Origin of the sequence: Dyadobacter sp. (assembly GCF_017744695.1) — a bacterium.
Lineage (GTDB): Bacteria > Bacteroidota > Bacteroidia > Cytophagales > Spirosomataceae > Dyadobacter.
The window spans coordinates 572484-594229 of sequence record NZ_JAGIAS010000003.1 but is presented as its reverse complement, the minus strand read 5'-3'; the positions used below and the strand labels follow the sequence as shown (position 1 = coordinate 594229).

At 49.6% G+C, this 21746-nt stretch carries 17 protein-coding genes; 6 read left to right on the top strand and 11 right to left on the bottom strand.

Annotated elements, in window-relative coordinates; all coding sequences use genetic code 11:
* Positions 1-16: 16 nt before the first annotated feature.
* The 8 genes from J7619_RS14545 to J7619_RS14510 all read right to left on the bottom strand — a co-directional run bounded on the left by J7619_RS14545 (position 17) and on the right by J7619_RS14510 (position 8417).
* Positions 17-712 carry a GDSL-type esterase/lipase family protein gene (locus tag J7619_RS14545; protein ID WP_291199473.1) on the bottom strand — a complete coding sequence of 232 codons (696 nt, stop codon included), beginning with the start codon at positions 710-712 and terminating at the stop codon, positions 17-19.
* Positions 713-788: 76 nt separating this feature from the next.
* Complete coding sequence (locus J7619_RS14540) at positions 789-1469, bottom strand: hypothetical protein (RefSeq protein ID WP_291199470.1); 681 nt, start codon at positions 1467-1469, stop codon at positions 789-791.
* Between the two features lie 6 nt (positions 1470-1475).
* Entirely contained in the window at positions 1476-2141 is a 666-nt protein-coding gene (locus J7619_RS14535) for a hypothetical protein (RefSeq protein ID WP_291199467.1), read from the bottom strand.
* Between the two features lie 243 nt (positions 2142-2384).
* Positions 2385-3698 (bottom strand): TolC family protein, encoded by a 1314-nt coding sequence (locus J7619_RS14530; RefSeq protein WP_291199464.1) that lies wholly within the window; start codon positions 3696-3698, stop codon positions 2385-2387.
* Between the two features lie 20 nt (positions 3699-3718).
* Positions 3719-4381 (bottom strand): ABC transporter ATP-binding protein, encoded by a 663-nt coding sequence (locus tag J7619_RS14525; RefSeq protein ID WP_015814340.1) that lies wholly within the window; start codon positions 4379-4381, stop codon positions 3719-3721.
* A gap of 234 nt (positions 4382-4615) precedes the next feature.
* Positions 4616-7024: an ABC transporter permease gene (locus tag J7619_RS14520; protein ID WP_291199459.1), complete on the bottom strand. Its 2409-nt coding sequence runs from the start codon at positions 7022-7024 to the stop codon at positions 4616-4618.
* Between the two features lie 9 nt (positions 7025-7033).
* A complete protein-coding gene (locus J7619_RS14515; protein ID WP_291199456.1) occupies positions 7034-7921 on the bottom strand; it encodes a winged helix-turn-helix domain-containing protein in 888 nt (295 codons plus the stop codon).
* Between the two features lie 34 nt (positions 7922-7955).
* Positions 7956-8417 carry a hypothetical protein gene (locus tag J7619_RS14510; RefSeq protein WP_291199453.1) on the bottom strand — a complete coding sequence of 154 codons (462 nt, stop codon included), beginning with the start codon at positions 8415-8417 and terminating at the stop codon, positions 7956-7958.
* A 230-nt stretch (positions 8418-8647) separates the two neighbouring features.
* Between J7619_RS14510 and J7619_RS14505 the strand changes: the two genes are divergently transcribed.
* The 3 genes from J7619_RS14505 (at position 8648) to J7619_RS14495 (ending at position 10593) form a co-directional block, all read left to right on the top strand.
* Positions 8648-9892 carry an MFS transporter gene (locus J7619_RS14505; protein WP_291199450.1) on the top strand — a complete coding sequence of 415 codons (1245 nt, stop codon included), beginning with the start codon at positions 8648-8650 and terminating at the stop codon, positions 9890-9892.
* A gap of 65 nt (positions 9893-9957) precedes the next feature.
* Positions 9958-10191, top strand: coding sequence for a hypothetical protein (locus J7619_RS14500; protein ID WP_291199447.1), 234 nt, complete (start codon positions 9958-9960; stop codon positions 10189-10191).
* 3 nt (positions 10192-10194) lie between these two features.
* A complete protein-coding gene (locus J7619_RS14495) occupies positions 10195-10593 on the top strand; it encodes a putative toxin-antitoxin system toxin component, PIN family (RefSeq protein ID WP_291199443.1) in 399 nt (132 codons plus the stop codon).
* Positions 10594-10605: 12 nt separating this feature from the next.
* Here the strand turns inward: J7619_RS14495 and J7619_RS14490 are convergent, their stop codons facing one another.
* The 3 genes from J7619_RS14490 to J7619_RS14480 form a co-directional block, all read right to left on the bottom strand.
* Complete coding sequence (locus tag J7619_RS14490; protein ID WP_291199440.1) at positions 10606-13008, bottom strand: ABC transporter permease; 2403 nt, start codon at positions 13006-13008, stop codon at positions 10606-10608.
* 152 nt (positions 13009-13160) lie between these two features.
* The gene (locus tag J7619_RS14485) at positions 13161-15533 is read right to left on the bottom strand and encodes an ABC transporter permease (protein ID WP_291199437.1); all 2373 of its coding nucleotides are present in this window, start codon (positions 15531-15533) and stop codon (positions 13161-13163) included.
* Between the two features lie 116 nt (positions 15534-15649).
* Positions 15650-18046, bottom strand: a complete 2397-nt coding sequence (locus J7619_RS14480) for an ABC transporter permease (RefSeq protein WP_291199434.1) — start codon at positions 18044-18046, stop codon at positions 15650-15652.
* A 273-nt stretch (positions 18047-18319) separates the two neighbouring features.
* Here J7619_RS14480 and J7619_RS14475 point away from each other — a divergent pair, with 273 nt between their 5' ends.
* The 3 genes from J7619_RS14475 (at position 18320) to J7619_RS14465 (ending at position 21696) form a co-directional block, all read left to right on the top strand.
* A complete protein-coding gene (locus tag J7619_RS14475) occupies positions 18320-19804 on the top strand; it encodes a glycine--tRNA ligase (protein WP_291199431.1) in 1485 nt (494 codons plus the stop codon).
* Between the two features lie 178 nt (positions 19805-19982).
* Entirely contained in the window at positions 19983-21452 is a 1470-nt protein-coding gene (locus J7619_RS14470) for a nicotinate phosphoribosyltransferase (RefSeq protein WP_291199428.1), read from the top strand.
* 10 nt (positions 21453-21462) lie between these two features.
* Positions 21463-21696, top strand: a complete 234-nt coding sequence (locus J7619_RS14465; RefSeq protein WP_291199425.1) for a DUF3820 family protein — start codon at positions 21463-21465, stop codon at positions 21694-21696.
* The last annotated feature ends 50 nt before the right edge of the window (positions 21697-21746 follow it).

Here is a 21746-nt window from a genome sequence, read left to right as displayed (position 1 = left end):
AAAGTGCAGGATACTTTCAGACTGATTTTTCCAGTATCGGGCGGAACACTTTCGTCCATCTTTTGTAACCTTCCTCGTTCATATGCAGGCTGTCGCTCACGAAGATAGCGCCGTCCGGTCGTCCGTTTTTGAGCATAACCGGCCAGACATCGATGTAGTGGTGATTCTTATCCTTCTTGATGAAATCCTGAATGAGCTTGTTCGCCCTGATCACATCTTCGCGTTTCGCCCAACGCGACGGCGAGGGTTTCAGCGAGACACCATACAACTGGACATCCGGTTGCTTCTCGCGGATCTTTTTCACGAGCGCCACGTACGCGTCGCGCACCTGCTCAGGCGACTTCGGCTTTTTGCCAAACATATCGTTTTCGCAATAGATCACGACTGTCTTCGGCTTGTATTTGGTAATGGTGCGGTCGGCATAATGGATTACTTCCGGCAGGGTAGAACCTCCGAAGCCACGGTTAATGATCGGCAGTGGCGCGAGATCATTCACTGCATTAGGCCATTTGGTAAATGAAGAGCTTCCCGTGAAAACTATTCCGCCCGGCGCCGGCATGTGCTCCGCATCTTTTCTCTCGAATTCCTTGATAGCACCTTCCGAACGTGTGATATCGTAATCGGGCTCCCACGGTCCGGCCAGGTTAGTTGTTTGTGGTTTATGACAGGCGCTGAATGCAGCGAAAAGGACAATCAGAAAGTGTTTTTTCATTACTAAAAAAATGGATATGGCCTTAAAAGCCATATCCACGGGGATTTTAATGATAGACGAATGGATATTTGGAATATTAGTCTTTAAAGAAATAGCGAAGACCGAGGCCTACGGACGGGAAAGTGAAATCAGGCGCGAGCTTATACTCGAATCCGGAATTGTCGACATTGGGCCCCGGGTCAAAGGGTTTGGATTTCCCGAATTTGTAGGAGAGATAGACCGGATTCGAAAATGCGAGAGAGCCGGTAAGCCACCATCGCTCGCTTAATACATAGTAGGCACCCGCTCCAAGTTGCAGGTTGAAAGAAACCTGGTTTGACTTAGTTTCATAATAAATAGACCCGGGATTGGTAAGCGACTTTCCGAAACTATAAACCAAAGACAGTCCCGGGCCACCGAATATCCCGAATTTATCACTGAAATGCTTGTAGAAATTCCATGCGTACCCTGTCCCCAGCGAAAACGAAGTAATGCCATTCCAGTTCACCGACTCGTTGGGAAGGTCATAGTTTTGCTTGCCACCTATCAACGAACTTACAATGAGCCATTCGCCCGTTTTAGTGCTCGTTTTGAATTTCCCCAGGCCGAGACTAACATTATAGGAATAGCCAGTGGATGACCGGTTATACTCAGAATTCTGGTTAGAGAAGCCCACCCCCGCATTGCCGGAAATGAAACGTTTGCCTTCCAACTGGCCGAATGCCGTCGATACTGATACGATGATCAGCACAAGAATGTATGTAGCAGTATTTTTCATAGCTATTTAATTGGATTTTTGAAGATACCATGCTGCACGTACCCCGAAGTAACTGTTAATGCCGGATGTGATGCCCGCATTGAAAGTGAATGTTTTTGAATCATTAAAATCAGTGTAATTCGCGGCCAGCGATAACAGCCGCAAATCCGATTCGATGGCAAATCTTGGGGAAATCCAGTAGGTAATTCCGGGAAGCACATAAAGCCCGACGGTGTAACCATTTTCCTTTTCGACAGCATCGTTAGTTTTGGTTTTAGACCAAACGTAGGAACCTTCGACACCGCTTTGAAGGAAAAGCGCCCATTTGGAATTAATCGATTTGTAATGCCTTATAAATGGCGACAGGCTCAGAGAATAATTATTGTTGACGAAATGGTTGAGTGGGCCGGTTCCCTCGTATTTGGTATTTCTCAGCACAATACCGGAAGTAAGCCGAAATCCGAACATCCGGTTATCCCTGATCATCCAGCCGGTTTGCAGCGAGGGCGCGATACCGTGCGAATTGCTCTTGTCGCTGTATTCGACGGGCCCGGAGGAAGATTTGCTTCGCGCCCCATCACCTGATGCGCCAATCGTCGCGCCGAAGTGTGTCGTCCCTTTTTGCAACTGCGCCTCCGCCTGGCCTGCCAGCAGCAGCATTCCCGGCAGTAACAATAGAAAAAGTTTTTTCATGGTCCATAAATTTAGTTTGCACCTAATTTACTAACCATAATGTAACCACCTAATCATTTAGGTTTATTTAACAAAAAGAGGCAGCCAATGCGCCTGGCTGCCTCTAAGAATTACCGATACCAAATTTAACCTAACAGTCTTTGGGGCTTTAAGCTGTAAGCCATAGGCTATAAGCTGATCCCCCTTTTATGTCTTAGTGCTTCTAGCTTACAGCTTAGAGCTTAAAGCTTAACAGCCTATCGTCTAAAACACCCCTTGCCAGTTACCCTGACGGTAGTATTGTAACAATCTCTGTTGCATCAGGTAATCATATTTTGCCTGAATAGCGATACCCTGGGCCTGTGCGAGTTTCGCTTTGGAAAGCGTGTACTCAAAAATGCTGGATACGCCTGCATTGAACTTGCTTTCAACCACCGCGAATGCTGCTCCGAGCGATTCTACCTGTCCTTCTGCCGCTGCATGTTTGTCGGCCATAGCATTCAGGTTCAGTACGGCTGTCTCGATCGCCTGGCGGAGCTGCTGGTTGGTAATGTCCAGGGTATTTTGGGCTTGGCGCTCCTGCACTTTGGCCAGTTCCACACGTGGCCGGGTTACCCAGCGGCCCATAATCGGGATGTTCAGGCCGAGGTTGATGTAGCCATTACGCGTCGCATTCAACTGTTTGAAATAATCGAGCTTATCATTGGTCGAAGCATAGAACGCCCGCACATTGGTGCTGAGGTTCAGCGACGGATAATTCAATGCTTTGATCGACTTCACCAGGTATTTGTAGCTCTGGCGGTTCAGCTCGGCACTCCGGATTTCAGGGAACGTTTTGGAGGCGCTTTCATAAAGCTCCGTCGAGTTGGCGGCAGCAGGTGCGATGTTTTCTTTCGGTATCAACGGTTCGAACTCGATATTGTCGTCGGGTGTCACGTTCATTCGCTGGAACAATGCGAGCCGCGCCGTACGATAATTGCTTAGTGCGGTTACCTGCAAGTACCTATCGTTTGCCAGTTGAGCTTTAATCTCCGCCAGCAGGTTGTTACCGGCGGTCCCGGCGTCTACTTGTTTTTGCACCTTATCTACCTGTTGCTGCGACGATGCAACTTGCTGATCGGCGGCTTCGAGCAATGCTTTTGTAGCGAGCACATTCACGTACCCCTGCATGAGCAGGATGGTTTGCGCATTCAGTACAGCTGTCCGGTTTTCCATTGCCGACTCTTTAAGTAATGTTCCTTGCCGTGTCTGATTTGCCAGTTTCCCTCCCTGGAAAACAGGCATTTGAAACCCGGTACTGATCGAATTGTAGCTGTAAAGCTGGTCTATATACGCATTGGTGTATTGGTCGATACTCCGGCCAAGGTTAAGGCTTTGGTCGGCCGTAATAAAAATCTGAGGGAGAATCTGTGACCTTGTCTGCCGCAGCTGTGCCTGCGCCGCTTCCGCTTGCAATGTGCCTTGCTGGTAAAGGAGGTTGTTTTTGGCCAGCAAGTCCACGCAATCGGCGAGGTTCAGCCTGGATTGAGCCTGCCCGAGTAACGGCAGGAGGCAGAAAAGTAAAATAAAACGTTTCATGGCTAATAGATTGAGTTAGGTTACGCCAGCCATCCGTCCTTCAACCGGACGATCCGGTTGCCGTAACCTGCATTGGTTTCCGAGTGAGTTACCTGAACGATGGTGACTTTATCTTCCTGGTTAAGTTTTTGAAATAATTCCATGATCTCGATCGCCTGTTCCGAATGCAGGTTGCCGGTCGGTTCATCGGCGAAAATCACTTTCGGGTTGTGCACGATAGCACGGGCGACACCTACCAACTGCTGCTGGCCACCCGAAAGCTGATGCGGGAACAGGTCTTTCTTGGCAACCATATTGAAGCGGTCGAGCAATTCTGCTACACGGCTCTTGCGCTCCGACGACGACGTGCCTTTATACAAAAGCGGCGTCTCAATGTTTTCATAAACCGTCAGTTCGTCGATCAGGTGATAGGCCTGGAACACAAAACCGATGTGGTGGCGGTGCAATTCGGTGCGTTTCTTTTCGGAAAGTTTCTGAACAGGCTCGTCGAGGAAAAGGTATTCGCCTTCGGATGGCTCTTCGAGCAAGCCCAGTATATGTAACAGGGTGGATTTGCCGGAACCCGAAGGCCCCATGATCGACACAAATTCACCTTCTTTAATGTTCAAATCAATGTGGCGCAACACGTATGTTTTGCCAAAACCTGCCGGGTAATATTTGGATATCTTTTCTAACTGGATCATAAAAAATTGGAGTTTGAGATTTGGTATGTAATTACGGACAACCTGTTTTAAAAACAAATGCTTACATCCGCGTCTCTTATGCCAGTCCTATTTTAAAAAGCCTTGCCAAAAGTGTAAATCATTGATTTTTAGATTATTTTAAAATGATCGTGATAAGCGTGCGTCCGATACCGTACAAAATGTGTACGCAATCGGACGCGTTTCGGACACGGGAATAGCCGTTCGGAAAAGGGGTTATTCAGCCCTTAAAACTTTCACAGGATTCGCCGCCGCTGCTCTCAAAGCCTGGGCGAATACCGTAAACAATGCCAATAGGAGTGCCAGCGCCCCGGAGCAGGCATATACCCACCATGGTAGGCCGGTATGGTAGGCAAACTGACTGAGCCATGATTGCATCAGATAATGGCCTGAGACTGATGCAATGAGAATGGCGATAAAAATAATGCGGAGGAAGTTTTTGGAAAAACCGAAGGCAATATCATAACCTGTCGCACCCAACACGATCCGGACGCCTGTCTCGCGCCGGCGTTGCGCGATCGCAAGATGTGCCATGCCGAATAGCCCCAGACTGCAAACGATTATTGCCACGATGGTTGCCAGGGTGATGATCTGTTGCCAGCGAAGCTCCGTCGCATAGGCGCGGGCGTTAGCGTCGTGCAGGAAGGTATAATCAAAAACGGCGTCGGGTAAAACCTTTCTGAATGTTGTTTCCAGCTTTCGAACGGCATAATTTTCTTTGTTTTGGGCGATTTTAACCCATAGTTCCCCACCCCCGTAATGCGTGCTCATGGGCATGATCATGGGCCCGATGCGCTCTTTAAGCGAGTTGAAATGGAAGTCGCCGACGACGCCGAGAATGGTCAGCTCCTGCCTGCCGAAATAGTCGTCGGGAATTAATGTTTTACCAATGGGATCGGTCATACCCGCTTTTTTAATGAAGGCTTCGTTCACCAAAACACCGAATTTTTTGTCCGAAGCAAAAGTGGGGGAGAAGTTGCGGCCTCGCAGCAGTTTCATTTCCAGCATCGGGAGATAATCGGTGTCGACCGTACGCACATTAGTCAGCAATTTTTGCCCCTTCACGACTACATCACGGTTGCCAAATTCGCCTGCAAGCGAGACCGCTCCGAATGCGGGATCGTTTGCGAGTTCGTTTTGAAAGCGGATATGAACCTGCTGAACATCCCGCACTCCCTGAATGGTTATTTTGATGATCTGATCGGGATTGTAACCCAGGTTTTTGGACCTGATGAAATGCATTTGCCGGTAAAATACCACACTCGCGATGCCTAGCAGCACGGCCATTGCAAACTGAAACACCATCAGCACATTCCCGGCCGGATTCCTGCCTGCAAGCCGGGTTTTAGAGTAAAGCGTTTCAATCGCTGATAGCCTGGAAATCAGCCAGGCAGGATAGAAAGCGGCGCAGGCGATATTTACTACGAAAATAAATACCACCCAGCCTATTAGTCCCGGTTTGAGGAGTTCACCGAGCGCAATTTGTTTTTGGGACAGGTGGTTAAATGCAGGCAGTAATAAAACTACAACCACGAAGGCAAAAGCCACAGAAATGCCTACCAGGATCGCCGATTCGCCGAGAAATTGCATGGCGATCGCCCCACTGCTACTGCCGGTGGCCTTGCGTATCCCGACTTCCTTTGCGCGCTTCATCGAGGAAGCAATGTGGATGTTGATAAAGTTAATACTCGCCATGATCAGAATAAATCCGGCTATACCGACGAAAATATAAGAGTATTCGGGCCTGCTTGTATTCACAATGCCGGATTCGCCATTCTGGTTAGGAATTGCCTGCGTGTTCAGGTGAATGTCGGTCATTTTTTGTAAGCCGTAGGTAATGCCGGAGGCTTCGGGATGATCTTTCAGCTGGGTTTGGGCCAATGCACCCGCAATTCGGTTGAATTTTCGGATTACCCGGCCGGGGAACGCGTCGGGGCGTAACACTACGAACGTTCCCAAATAGGCATTCAGCCAGCTCGTGTCGTCGAATGAGACCTTCATGAACTCGAACGGGAAAAGTATATCGAACTGAATCGAGGAATTGCCGGGGGGATCTTCTGCCACACCCGTGATGATCAGCGGTTTCCCGATCCGCATCGCAGACGGGTCGGCATCCATTTGCAGCAACTCGCCCAGTACATCGGTGCGGTTAAAGAACTTCAGCGCCGTACGTCTACTAATGACTACCGAATTGACGTTTCGCAGTGCGCTATGGGTATCTCCATGCAGTAACGGGAAGGTGAACACGTTAAAAAATGAAGCGTCCACAAAAAGCAATTGCAATTTGAATGCATTGTGCTCATGCCGCACATCTCCGTAAATGTCGCCGCCCATCACGCGTGTGAAATGGGCGACCTCGGGCATGCGCGCCTGGAAGGCCGGCCCCTGTACTTGTCCTGTACCGCCCGACAAAATGAGCTCGCCACGCTCGCGGTAGGAACTGGTAATGCGGTAGAGATGGGGATTGTTACGATGAAATCCGTCGAAACTACGTTCGTCGCTCATGTAGATCACCGCGAAAAGCATGCAGGTAGTACCTATTGCCAAACCGATGACGTTGATCGCTGCATACAGCCGTCCCTGCCAGAGCTGACGCGCTGCTATTTTCAGAAAAGTTTTGAACATGGATTTTTATCAGGAATGAACTTCCATTTTGTAGCCTATGCCGTGTATGGCGGTAATTTTGATTTGCGGGTCGGCCGCGAGCATTTTGCGAAGGCGTGATACGAATACATCGACGCTCCTTCCGACGGTGACGCCTTCATCCTCCCAAACCGATTTCAGGATCGCGTCACGATCCAGTACCTGGTTGATATTCCGGGCGAACAAGGCGAGTAACTTGGCTTCGCGGAATGTTAATGTTTGCGTGGATTGGCTGTTGTAGAGGGCCTGGTTGGCGGTATCCAGCCAGGAGTTACCGAATGCAATGCGCGAATGCGTAACCGGGGCTTCCTGCGGCCCGGCTTCCGGCCTTTTTTTGTTCCGTGAACGTGTCCAGGCGATAAAGCCAATACCCGCCAGCGTACCGCCCACCGTCACCAATAGCCAGGTGTTACCCGCAGTCTGGGGTTTGGTGACTTCCGGTGTGAAGCGAACTTGCAGCGTATAGCAACCCGCTTCGCGCGAGCGCCCCCTGCACGGCACCCCGCCGGGTTGGTTGAGATCGAAGAACTGGTAGCCGAGCCTCACTTCGCCGGTTTCGCAATTCAACACGGCGACGCTGTATGGCTGGTCGATGTGGTAGGAATCGAACGAGCGTTGTAACATTTCGGGCAGTTTATCATAGTCGAACATATGCTCCATCTGCACTAAAAACGTGTGGGCGTCGGTTTGCCTCACCGGCGGGATCTGCGAGAGCGAATCGCCATTGGCCCTGAGCAGAAGGTCGACCGTCCTCCGAAGCGACAGGTTGACATTTTCGGAGAAGCGCACGGCGTCGCTATTGGCAATGGCCGGACGTACCGCGCATACGCATGTCACGAACAGGAATCCTCCGAAAATTGCTTTGAAATACCGCATCATAAAGCCTCGAACCAATAACCAAATTTAATGAATTTCAGCAATTGTCCTTTTTTTGCCTTAAAACATAAAACCACTGGAATCGCGGGACGATTTGCGTCTTTTTGATGACGATAACCTTCCTCGCCGAGGTATTGTGCGGTTTGACGGGATCGATAATGAGCTGGTCGCCAGCCTCGGCGAATTCCAGAATATCGTGAATTTCGGAGCTCCACACCGCAAAGTTGTGTGCATGGGATTCGGGGTTCACGATCATGTTACCGCGCTTCAGGTAAATCAGGAAAGGGACTGTTGTTTTTTGGTTTGAAACTGAATTGCTTTTCGCGAGTGTGAGAATGCCTTTGGTGACATATGCAAACTGTTCCGTTGTGACCACGCGGCCGTTGATGAGCAAAGAATTCTCGTCGGGTGTATTAGCTGAGTTCGGCAGCGCCACCGACGCTTGCAGGATAAACAACAGGAGTACCGCCGGGATGATTTTGGTTGCTTTGAAGTTCATGTCCGAATGTGTTTTTGGATGAATTTGACTACTTGATCCAAAAGTACCGACACCGGAAATCCACGCGAACAAATGTCTGTAAAACATTGTAAACGAAATGTAAAACATTGATTTTGGCACTTTAACGGCTTTTTATAGCATTGGGATAGTAAATGGGATTAATTTTCAGTTAAAGCAGAACATTCTTCCCGGGGGCCGGTGTTGTTTTTTTGCAACACCCAAACACTCACTTGAAAACAGTAGCAACCAACGATCCGTACGCAGCACTCCGCTATTCTGATTTCCGGTTTTTTGTATCCAATTCCTTCCTTTTTTCCGCTACGATCCGCATTCAGGAAGTGATTGTGGGTTATGAGTTGTACAAAACCACGCACGACCCGCTTGCATTGGGTCTGGTGGGGTTGGCAGAGGCGATTCCGTTTATTATTACGTCGTTGTTTGGCGGTTATGTGGCCGATCAGAAGAACAAGATCACGATCATGCACATTAGTCTGGTGGTGATTTTGCTGGGTTCGGGGATATTATACACTGCATTTCAGCCCGGTGTTTACAACAAGCTGGCGGAGTGGCAGCATCTGGCGGTTATTTATGCTGTATTCGGGTTAATTGGTTTTGCAAAGGGCTTCTATTCTCCTGCGGCAAGTTCGCTCAAACCCTTTCTGGTGCCGCGGGCGATTTATCATAACTCATCTACTTGGAGCAGTTCCTTCTCGCAGGCGGGAGCGATCATTGGTCCGGCGGCCGCGGGTTTCTTGTATGCTTACCTGGGGTTGACCCACACATTACTGATTGTAATTGTCAACTTTCTGGTTTGCTGGGTGTTATTAGGCATGATCAAAACGCGTCCGGAGTTTCCGAAAATCGTGACGCCGATCATGGAAAGTCTCAAAGAGGGTTTCAAGTTCGTCTTCAAAACACGCATTGTGCTGTACGCCATGACGCTGGATTTATTCTCGGTGCTTTTTGGTGGCGTTATTGCCCTGTTGCCCATTTTTGCTGAGGACATCCTGAAAGTCGGGCCCGAGGGGTTGGGGCTATTACGTGCAGCACCGTCGATAGGTTCCATGCTGACCATGTTCGCCATGGCCTATTTCCCTCCAACGCATAATGCCTGGCGTAATATGCTGGTGGCCGTGGCTGGTTTCGGGGTATTCACGCTGGTTTTCGCTGCTTCTACGAGTTTTATGCTTTCGTGCGCAGCTCTTTTCGCAACCGGTGTGTTCGATAGTGTGAGTGTTATCATCCGCCAGACCATTCTGCAAATCTACCCGCCGGACGAAATGCGGGGCCGGGTGGCGGCCGTCAATGGCATATTCGTTAGTTCTTCCAACGAACTTGGCGCCTTCGAATCCGGGGTGATGGCAAAAGCATTCGGCACTGTTCCATCCGTTATGATGGGAGGCGTGTTGACGTTAGTCGTGGTAACCTGGGTTTACTTGCGTTCCAAGGATTTGTTTTCGGTTCGGTTGAGTTAGTTGAAGACGCAGGTTTTTTGTATAAATTGTTTAAATTTATAAATATAAAAATCTATCGACTGACAATGGATATTGCGGCAAAATCAAGCGAAAAAGGCAAGTTGAGTGACTTGCAGATTAGTCTTTTGAGACTATTCGACGTTGGGATGAGCGACGCTCAGACGTACGAGTTGCGCAAGTTGCTGATGGCTTACTTTGATTCAGAGTTGAAAAAGGAATTAGAAGAAGTTCAAAAGGAAAAGCAATACACCCAGGAGGATTTTGACAGAATGCTAACCGATGATGATTTTTTTAAATAATGAATGAAAATTGTTGTCGATACAAATTGTCTGAGGGCCTCAGTACCTCCATTTAGTAAGTACTATCAGCTTTATCGGGAATTCGCAACGGAAAAATTCCATTGGTATGTTAGCAATGAAATTTTGTTGGAATACGAAGAAATCCTCACAAAAACATACTCAGCTCAGACTGCGCAAAGGGTACTTTATCACTTGAGTGTAGCGCCTAATACAGTGCATGCGGAAGCCGCATTTAAATGGAACCTGGTTGCTGATCCTGATGATAACAAATTCTCCGACCTTGCGATCAGTTGCAATTGCGACTATTTAGTGACCAACGACAGAGGATTTAATGTCTTCAAAAATTTAGAGTTCCCCAGATTGAACGTGATTGATTTAGCTACTTTCCTGAAATTATTTTAAGAGAAGATAATACTAGTCGCTCTTCAAACTATTGACCGGATTAGTAATGGCAGCTTTATACGTCTGCGTACATACGAGCGCGGTGATCATCGCTCCAAAGGTCGCCGCAATACCTGCCAATACCTCCCAGCCGATTTCTGCGCGGTAAGCATAGGTTTTCAGCCATTGGTTGCCCAGCAGCATTGCCAGCGGAAATGTGATCAGAACAGCGGCGGCCAGGATTGCCAGGAATTCTTGCAAAAAAAGCATGATCACTTGCAGACTGGTCGCGCCCAGTACTTTTCGGATCCCTACTTCGCGGGTGCGACGGGCTACGTTGAGCGAAACCATACCCAGTATTCCCAGCATGACAATCACAACTGAAAGAAATGTAGCAACACGGGAGGCTTTTTTGAGCTGTATTTCAGACTGATAGAGTTTTTGCAGGGTTTCATCCATAAACACATACTCGAACGGTGCATCGGGCATGAGTTCACGCCATTTTTGCTGGATCGCTGCCATTGAACTGCCGATATTACCCGGGTTCAACCGAATGCTCAGGTATCGGTAAGTGTTGGTACCGCGGACGTCGGCAAATACCAGCGGCTTGATAGGTTGCTGCATCGACTCGAAATGGAAGTCTTTGGCGACACCGACAATAGTCAATGGGCTGGGATAGAAATGCACCCTTACCTGCTGTCCCAAAGCGTCCTGCGCGCTTCTGTACCCGAGCGACCTGATCGCCGTTTCGTTCATGACGATGCGGTCGGGCTGGTAGGCGGTGTTGGGACTTTGAAGGTAATCGCCTGCCAGAAGTTTTACGTCGTAGGTTTGGGCATAGGACACGTCGGTACGCAGGACGGTGGCTAAAACAGCTTCTGTGGAATCCTGGCCAGGTTTGTAGAAGCCAAAATAGCCGCCATTCCCATTCGGGATTTCGTAAGAGAGTGAGATGTTTTTAATCTCTTTAAGTCGGCCGAGGCCGTCGCGTACCTGCTCCATTTTGGTGAGCCCTGCGGGTGTCCAGTCACGGGGAACGCCAAGGGTAACCAACGATTCTTTGTTGTAGCCCAAATTTTTATTGAAAAAATAGTCGACCTGCCGTGCCACAATTCCCGCCCCGGCAAACACGAACAATGCGATGACAAACTGCACTGCAACGAGCAATCGCCTGAAAAGAATATTGTCTCCGACCGATTGGAGTTTACCCTTCATTGATTCTACCGACGGCACCCGCGAGAGTACCAGTGCCGGGTACAGTCCGGCGAGCAGTCCTACAAGCACGGCGATCAATATAGGGGCGATGAGCGTGTAAGGCGTCAGCGACCAGAGAGATGCGATTTCTTTGCCCAGGATACCACTGAAAAAAGGTCGTAGCAACTCATACAATCCGAGTGAAATGAGCATCGCCAGGAATGCCAGCAGAATGGATTCCGCCAGAAATTGGCCGATAAGCTGCCGTTTCAGGCTGCCCAGGACTTTCCGCACACCAATTTCCTTCAAGCGGGAGGAGGAGCTGCCGATGGAGATATTGACAAAATTGACGATTGCCATCAGCAAAATAAACAATGTAATGCCCGAAAGGGTCAGGATCATTTTATTGACGATTCCATTATTCGCTTCGCGGTAATACTTGCTGAGCGGGGTCAGGTATACTTTAAGGTTGGCTTTGATGGCTTCTGGTGCGTGCGTTGCGAGTTCCTGGGCAATGGGTTTGGCGAGATCGGCAGGAGTGACTCCGTCTTTCAGTTCGATGAAGTTGACCATAAAAGCAAATCCCCAGTTATCTTCCGAGCCTTTGCGGCCTTCGAGGCTGCTGAACGGAAAGAAGATCTCCGCCTCAGTGGTAAGCAAATGAGTCACAGAATTAAAGGGTGGCTTTTTCATGACCGCGGTGATCTGGTACTCCTGCTTACCTCCCATAAAATTGTGCAGCGTAAGCGACTCGCCGACGACATCCGTCCGACCGAAGTATTTCATCGCCTTGTTTTCTGTAATCACGATCGAATTAGGCGCGTTCAATGCGGTTTGTGCATGCCCGTGCAGGAGCGGGAAGCCATACATCGCAAGCAGGGCGGAGTCGCCGGTCTGCACATCTTCCCTGAAATGCTTGTCGCCGCGTGATACGGCTACGGTAATGGCGTCGTAACGATAGTAGTTGGCGACCAGATTGGGGTAGTCTGTTTTCAATGCTTTCCCCAGCGGGCCGAGGGTGGTAAGGTCCAGGCCCATCTCCGGGTTGGTCCATTTGCTGCGAATGATGTACTGGTTGCGGGCATGAGCCAAATGACGATTGACCTGCCATTCACCCCATACATAGCTCATCATCAGAAACGAAAACGTCATTCCGACAGCCAGGCCGAGGATCGTAACCAGCGTGTAAAACCGGCGTTTCAAAAGATTTCGCCAGGCAGTTTTGAAGTAATTTTTTAGCATACTTCAAAACTAGACGTTTATCAAGATGTTGATTGTCAGTAGGGATTGGTTTAACTTTTTTTAACGAAGGAGGAAGGAAGAAGGGAGAATGGAGGAAAGGGAGGATGGAGAAAGGGAAAATTTACCATTCTCCATCCTCCCTTTCCCTCCATTCAATCATTTCGCAATGTCTCGGCCGGATTGGTCGTCGCGGCTTTGTAAGTCTGTACGCCGATAGTCAGCAGGCCGATGAGCCCCAGGCTGCCGATGCAAGTAAGGAAAACACCGGGGCCCAGGCTAGGATGATAGGTGAAAATGTTGAGAAATAGTGCCCCGAGGCCGTAGCCGATCGGCATCGCGATGATTGCGGCAATCAGGATCAGTTTTACAAATGAACCGGATAGCAGTCGCATGATCTGCGCCGTACTGGCACCCATTACTTTTCGTACACCCACTTCCTTTACACGCTTGGCGATGGAATAGGTGACCATGCCCAGCAAGCCCATTGCTGCGATCGTGAATACGACGAATACCAGCAAATCGGTGATCTTTTGATCTTCATTTTCCAGGTAATCCTCGTAAAGCTGGTCTTCATACCAGGAATACACAAACGATTCATGTGGATGATATCGTTTCCAGGTCCTGCCCAATGCAGTAGCGAGGTGTTCACGATCGGTACCGGCGGCTATTTCCAGCGACAGGACCTTGACTTCCCGCGGATCGAATGCGAGCACCAGCGGTGCCACCGGCAGTTCGTAACGCATAAAACAGAAGTTTTTCACGATTCCCGATACGATTACCTGCGTTTCGTTCAGCAGAATGGTTTGTCCAACGGCCTCTTTGGGATTTTTCCACCCTAACCACTCTGCCGCTTTCTGGTTCAGGACCACGAAATGGACGGTGGTGTCGGCGGAACCAGGTACGTTTTCCCCCGCTACGAATTGCAACCGCATATTCTCGATGAAATTCCGGTCGGCAGCGTAAATGAAGGTTTCCACCGGGTTAGCCGGATTTTGGCGTGATAACGGTGCAAGTTTTGCCTTTCCCGCGTTTTCATTCAAAGTGGCGGAGGTGAGGCCCACGCGTTTGACTCCGGCTTCTCTTCCCATTTCATTGGCCAGAAGTTTGAAATCGCTATCTGGTGCCAGCGGGATATTCAGGATGTTTCTGCGGTTAAAGCTCTCGTTGTCGTTCGCCATGTACTCAAACTGACTGTTCATAATACCGGTACCGGTCATAAATACCAGTGCAACCACAAATTGGATAACCGTAAGCGTCTTCCGAAAACCGAATTTGCCCAGCCCGGTAGGTGCCATTTCACCTTTCAGGATTTGTACAGGCTGGTAAGATGACAGTATTCGCGCAGGCAAAATACCAGCCAGAAAGCCCGTAAATAATGTAAAACCGATAAAGATTGCCCAAAGCATGCGTGTATCGCCCACCTCCCACGTGAGCCAGCCTACATGGATGTACTCCTGCAAAAGTACCAGCCCCAGGTAGCCAAGTCCGAATGCAAGCAATGCGATCACAATGGTTTCGACCAAAAACTGGCTGATTAACTGGAATTTTTTCGCACCTGCAACCTTGCGTACACCCACCTCGCGCGCACGGCTGAGCGACCGCGTGAGTGTGAGGTTAATGTAATTGAAACCCGCCAATACGATAATCATCAGCGGAATAAGCAGGCTAACACCCATTTTCCATATCGGCTCCACGTCCGGATTGTCCAGCAGTCCTTCCCAATCCGGCGAAATCTCCGACAATGCCTGGCTGCGGAATGAATGCGTTTTGATATCCTTGAAACGGACCGTCTTTTGATTTTCGGCGGAAACGCGCGCCAGTGCCTGATCGAGGTCGGCGCGGGAAGAGCCTTTGGTGATCAATGCGAAGGTATAAGTATTGTAGCTGAGCCAGTCATCGTTTTTGATATCCTTGCTCACCAGCGGTAGGGTTGCCATCGATATCACGATATCGGCATCCAGATGCGTCCGGAATTTTTTAATGGGTTTAAAAACGCCGGTGATGGTAAATGTGCCTATTTCGGTATTGGTGAGGGTTTTTCCTACGGGGTTGGCATCGCCGAAATAGCGTTCGGCCATATCGTGCGTGAGCACTGCCGTCCATGGCTCGGTGGCCGGCTTCCCTCTTTCCAGCGGGAAGCCGAAAATTTCGAAATATGCGGGCTCTACATAAAGCCCATAGGTCCGAAGTGTTTTAATACCATTGCTCAGATTCGCACCGAAGGAGCGGTTAATGCGTACGGTCTTTTCGATCACACTTTGTCCATCCGCCAGTTTCGGGCCTAGCGGAAAGGGTGTCGACGCGAGAGAATGCTTTTCGCCTACATTGTCGGTGGCATCTGTGAGGACGCGGAACGTGCGCTCCGGATAAGGATGGAAGGAGTCCTTTTCAAAGCTGCTTTGCACCTGAATGAGCTGCATGAAGCAGAACGACATCGCCAGGCCCAGGCCGGTAATGTTGATGAAGGAGAACAACTTGTGCTTCCAGAGGTTGCGGATGGCGATTTTCAGGTAGCTTTTTAACATAGTTTTTTGGTTTGGGAGGACGGGGAGGACAGGAGAAAGGGGAGGAGGTAGAATTGAGAATATAAAAAATTCTAACTTCCTCCTTTCTCCTTTCCTCCATCCTCCCTTTCCTCCATTTATTCAGCCCTTAAAGCCTTCACCGGATTAGTGAGCGCCGATTTCAATGCCTGCGAACTTACGGTTGCCAGTGCGATGACGATCGCGACGATGCCGGCGAGGGCGAAAACCCACCAGGATAGCGTTTCACGGTATTCGAAGTTTTGCAACCATTTGTTCATTGCGTAAACGGCAATGGGTGTACCTATGGCAATGGCGACGAGCACAAGTTTGACAAAGTCTTTGGAAAGCATCAGTACCACATCCTGCACGCTGGCGCCGAGTACCTTGCGGACGCCAATCTCTTTGGTACGCGCTTCGGCGGCAAATGCAGCGAGCCCGAACAACCCCAGACAGGCAATGACAATAGCCAATATCGCAAATGCCAGCAACACATTACCCTGGCGTTGTTCTGCCTGGTATTGTTTGGCAAAATTCTCGTCGAGGAACTGGAATTCCGGACGTGCTTCCGGGTCGAAAGTCTTGTAAACCTGATTGATATAGGCAAGTGCTTCGGGCGTTTTGGCAGCGTTGATGCGCACATACATGTTGTCCTGTTCCTGCGGAGGCGCGAGCTGGATTACCAGCGGCTCGATCTTGTATTGCAGGGAATAGATATGAAAATCGTTGGTTACGCCTACAACGGTCAGTTCTTTTACATGTCCATCTTTATCCGCAGGGTAGCGCATTTTTTTGCCGATCGGGTTCGGCCAGCCCTGTTTTTTAGCCAATGCCTCATTCACGATAACCGAACCGGCCAGATCGGCAGGCGAATTTTTGATAAAATCGCGGCCTTGCAGCAGCTTGATTTCCATGGTACGCAGGTAGTCCGCGTCGGCCATAAAGCGTTGCGTCAATTGCGTAGTCGAAGGCATTTCACCCTGATTGGTTTCGACAAATAGTGCGGCCGATCCGATGTTGTTGCTGCCGATCGGATTGCTGGCGGCGGCTGAGCTTTCGATCACCGGGTTTTGTCCCAGTTTCTCTTTCAATGCGGCCACCTGCGTGCGCACCTCGTTTTTATCGATGTGAAAAGTCAGGACCTGGTCTTTATTAAAACCCAGATCTTTATGATTCACATACCGGATCTGCCTGTACACAATGCCCGAGCAGGCGATCATGACTACCGTGGCGGCAAACTGAAATACTACCAGCGACTGCCGGAAACCCGCGCCGCCCGATTGGCTGCCTAGCTGCCCCTTCAATGCGATGACGGGCCGGTAACCCGAAAGCATCAATGCAGGGTACAGCCCGCTAAGCAGTCCGATTAAAAGCAGGAATGCGACAGCGATACCGATCGTTAATAAGTTGTTTTCCTGAAAATCAAGGCTTAATGTTTTCTCCGCCAACTGGTTGAAAAATGGTAATGCTGCTTTGGCGAGTAGAAATCCTACCAGTCCGGACAGAATCGTCATCATAAAAGATTCCGTGAGAAACTGGCCGATCAGCTGAAAACGTTGCGATCCGATGGCCTTGCGTACACCTACTTCACGCACGCGTTTGAGCGAACGGGCGGTGTACAGGTTCATATAGTTGATGCAGGCGATAATCAGAATCAGCAAGGCAATAGCCGAGAAAATGTAAACCGTTTTGATATTGCCGTTGGTGCCGATCTCGTATTCCAGATTTGAATGCAGGTGAATGGATGTCAGCGGTTGCAGATTCAGGTGGTAATCGGCATTGTCCATTTGTTTTTGCAAGTATTTGGCATAAAAAGCGGGGAACTTGGCTTCGAGTTTTTTCGCGTCGGTACCTTGTTTTAAAAGGAGGTAGGTGTAAATGTCCCCGTCCTGCCATCCGCCGGTGTAATCTGTCGGGAGCGAACGCAATGCGCTGAAATTCAAATGGGAGTTGGCAGGGACGTCCTCTATAACGCCTGTGACGACATTGGGATAATTATTGGAAAAGAAAACGGTTTGTCCCATTGCCTTCGAAGCGTCCCCGAATATGCGGGTTGCCAGTGTTTTGGTCAGGACGATCTTCTGGGGTTCGCGCAGGGCCGTTGCGGGGTTGCCATAAAGGAACTTGTAGGAGAATATGTCGAAAACGGACGCATCGGTGAAGAAAATGTCGTGCGCATCGACTTGCTTCTCTCCGAACCGGATTTTGCCACCGCCCTCGGTACTGATACGCACCGCCTTTTCGATCTCAGGATATTCATTTTGCAAAGCGGGTGCGAATGGGGCAGAAGTAGGGGCGAGCTTGAAACTGCCTGTCGCCCATTCGGCTTCCTGCGTCACCCGGAAAATACGATCGGCTTTAGCGTGGAAGCGGTCGTAGCTCAATTCGTCGGCCACATAAAGCAGCATTAACCACACGGCCGCGATGCCAATCCCGAGGCCAAGTATATTCAGGCCGCTGAACAACCGCTGCTTGCGGAAGTTCCTGATCGATATTTTAAGGTAGTTGAATAGCATAAGTCCAGGTTTGTTAGTCAGTAATCCTAAACCAATAAATTATATGCCAATGGTATTTTTGGTTGATTATTAGGGGATTATGATAAGGAATATCATGTTGGTTGTTCGCTAACGGACATTCCTGTTCAGCGGCGTACGCACGATAGCGAAAAATTAACGCGGGATTTCCGTCAGGCGAAGAATACGCAATGCCGTCAAAATCCCTAATTTTGCCAAATTCATGATTTTGATGGATTTAATAGTCTTTTTTCTTATTGATTTTAAACGAATAGAATGAGTCAGGCACCTGCTACCTCTCTGCAAGACATTGTTGGGCATGCGAAGGAATACGGTTTTGTATTCCCGTCTTCCGAAATATATGATGGATTACAAGCTGTTTACGATTATGGCCAGAACGGCGTTGAATTGAAAAACAACCTGAAAGCGGCCTGGTGGAAGGCTATGACGCAGCTTCACGACAATATCGTGGGTATCGATGCGGCGATCTTCATGCACCCGCTTACCTGGAAAGCATCCGGCCACGTCGACGGGTTCAACGATCCGATGATCGACAATAAGGATTCGAAGAAACGCTACCGCGCCGACCAGTTGCTGGAAGGCAAGGCAGAACAATATGAAAAAGACGGTGATCCCGAAAAAGCCAAAGCATTGCTGGCCGAAATGGGCCGTTTGCTCAGCGCCGAAGACCTGAACGGTGTTCGCGAACTGATCATTGCGGAAGGTATTAAATGCCAGGTGTCGGGGACGAGCAACTGGACGGAAGTTCGTCAGTTCAACCTGATGTTCAGTACGCAGGTAGGATCGGTGGCTGAGGACGCCAATATGATTTACCTCCGTCCGGAAACGGCGCAGGGTATTTTCGTGAACTTCCTGAATGTGCAGAAAAGCGGCCGTATGAAGGTTCCTTTCGGTATTGCACAGATCGGTAAGGCATTCCGGAACGAAATCGTGGCGCGCCAGTTTATCTTCCGTATGCGCGAGTTTGAACAAATGGAAATGCAATTCTTCGTGCGCCCCGGCACCGAAGAGGAGTGGTACGACAAGTGGAAAGAAGCACGGATGAAGTTCCACAAGGCGATAGGCTTGCCGGTGGAAAAGTTGAAATACCACGACCACGAGAAGCTGGCGCATTATGCCAAAGCGGCTGTCGATATCGAATTCGAATTCCCATTCGGTTTCCGCGAAATTGAAGGTATCCACTCCCGCTCCGATTTCGATTTGCGCAACCACCAGGAGCTTTCGAAGAAAAAACAACAATACTTCGATGCCGACCTGGACGAGAATGGCAAACCTTACGGTAACTATATTCCTTACGTGGTGGAAACATCCGTAGGGGCTGACCGCCTTTTCCTTGCGACTTTCTGCAATGCTTATACCGTCGAATCGGTAGGCGAAGGTGATAGCGCCAAGGAACGTACCTTCCTGAAACTGCACCCGGCGTTGGCGCCGTTCAAAGCGGCGGTGTTGCCATTGGTGAAGAAGGACGGTCTGGCGGAAAAAGCGCAGACGCTGGCCAACTCGCTGAAATCATCATTCCGTACCGTTTACGACGACAATGCGGCGATCGGTAAGCGTTACACCCGGCAGGACCTGATCGGAACACCGTTCTGTATTGTGGTGGATTATCAAACAATGGAGGACGACACCGTTACGATCCGTCACCGCGATTCGATGGAACAGGAGCGTGTCCATATCAGCGAATTGAAAGAAAAGATCGGGTATCAGGTTGCGATCGAGCGTATTCTCGAAGCAATCTGATGATTAATTTTGAATGAGTGAATGAGTGAATATTCTTCCTCCATTCACTCATTCACTCATTCACTCATTTGCTCCCCCCTACCTTTGGGTCGATTGTCTGGCTGGTAAATCAGTATTGGTAGCTATAATGCCGATTATTTAGTAAATAGGCGGTTTTAAGACACCAATCCGGAGTGAAATGATCAACCAGCTTTACGATACTTCGATGAGCCTTCTGACAGACCTGTACCAGCTTACCATGGCTTATGGCTACTGGAAGTCGGGTAAGGCCGAGCAAGAGGCAGTTTTTAACCTCTATTTCAGAAAACATCCATTTCAGGGCGGATTTACCGTAGCGTGCGGGCTGAACAGTGTGATCGAGTATTTGCAGGAATACCGTTTCAACGAAGAGGACCTGGCCTACATCGCATCGCTCACCGGCGGGGACGGCAACCGGCTTTTCGACGACGGTTTCATCGATTATCTCCGCAAAATGGAGTTGCAGTGCAGCATCGACGCCATTCCGGAGGGCACGGTGGTATTCCCTAACGAGCCGTTGCTCCGCATTCAGGGGCCGATTCTGCAATGCCAGCTGCTTGAAACGCCGCTTTTGAACCTGATCAATTTTCAATCGCTCGTAGCCACCAAAGCGGCCCGGATGCGGCTCGTCGCGAAAGAGGATGCATTGCTCGAGTTTGGCTTGCGCCGCGCGCAGGGGCCTGACGGGGGCGTGACCGCAAGCCGTGCGGCATATATCGGCGGGTTCGATGCTACTTCCAATGTACTTGCGGGTAAATTGTACGATATTCCGGTGAAAGGCACGCACGCGCATAGCTGGGTGATGTCGTTTGACACCGAACTGGAAGCTTTTGAAACCTATGCGAAGCACATGCCCAACAATGTGACTTTGCTGGTGGATACTTACGACTCTTTGAACGGCGTCCGGCATGCGGCAGAAGTGGGGAAGCAGTTGCGCGCACAGGGGCACGATCTCGCAGGCATCCGTCTCGATTCGGGCGACCTTGCTTACCTGAGTATCGAAGCGAGGAAAATTCTGGATGATGCAGGCTTCGAAAAGACCAGCATTGTGGCCAGCAACGACCTCGACGAATACATCATGGACAGCTTAAAAATACAGGGAGCGAAAATAAACGTATGGGGGATCGGTACAAAACTCGTCACGGCATTTGACCAGCCTGCATTGGGCGGGGTTTTCAAACTGGCGGCGATCCGTACCGATTCGGGTGAATGGGATTACAAGCTGAAACTATCCGAACAGGCGATCAAGGTATCGACTCCCGGCATTCAGCAGGTAAGACGGTTCAGGGATGCAAGCGGTTTTGTGTCGGATATGATATTCGATATCGAAACTCCGCTGATCGGCAAGGCTACGATGGTGGACCCGTATGATTTCACAAAAAATAGGTCATTCGACGAGTCAGTGCATTATGAGGATTTGCTCGTCCCCGTTTTCGCAAAAGGTCAGTTGATCTACAAATTGCCGTCGGTACACGATACACGAAAGCGTTTGCAACAGCAGCTGGCACATTTTTATAAGGGAATTAAACGCTTTGTAAACCCGCACACCTACCCGGTAGGGCTAGAAAAGGAATTATTTGATTTAAAAACGAACCTGATTTTTAAACTTCGCGCAGGTAATCAGGCGTGAAAACACGAGTATGCAAGAGTTAACACATCCGAACAGCGAGATCCTCAAAGATCTGATTAACTACAAAATGCCTTTCGGCAAATACAAGGATTGGGTCATTGCCGACCTCCCTGTATCCTACCTCGAATGGTTTTACCGTGAAGGGTTTCCGTCCGGCAAGCTCGGCATGTTGCTGGGGACGATGCTGGAAATCAAGATGAACGGATTGGAGTTTCTGATCCAGGGTTTACGAAAAGTCGCCTAAACAAATCGCCCGGTTCCGCATTCGGAACCGGGCGATTTGTTTTAACAGGG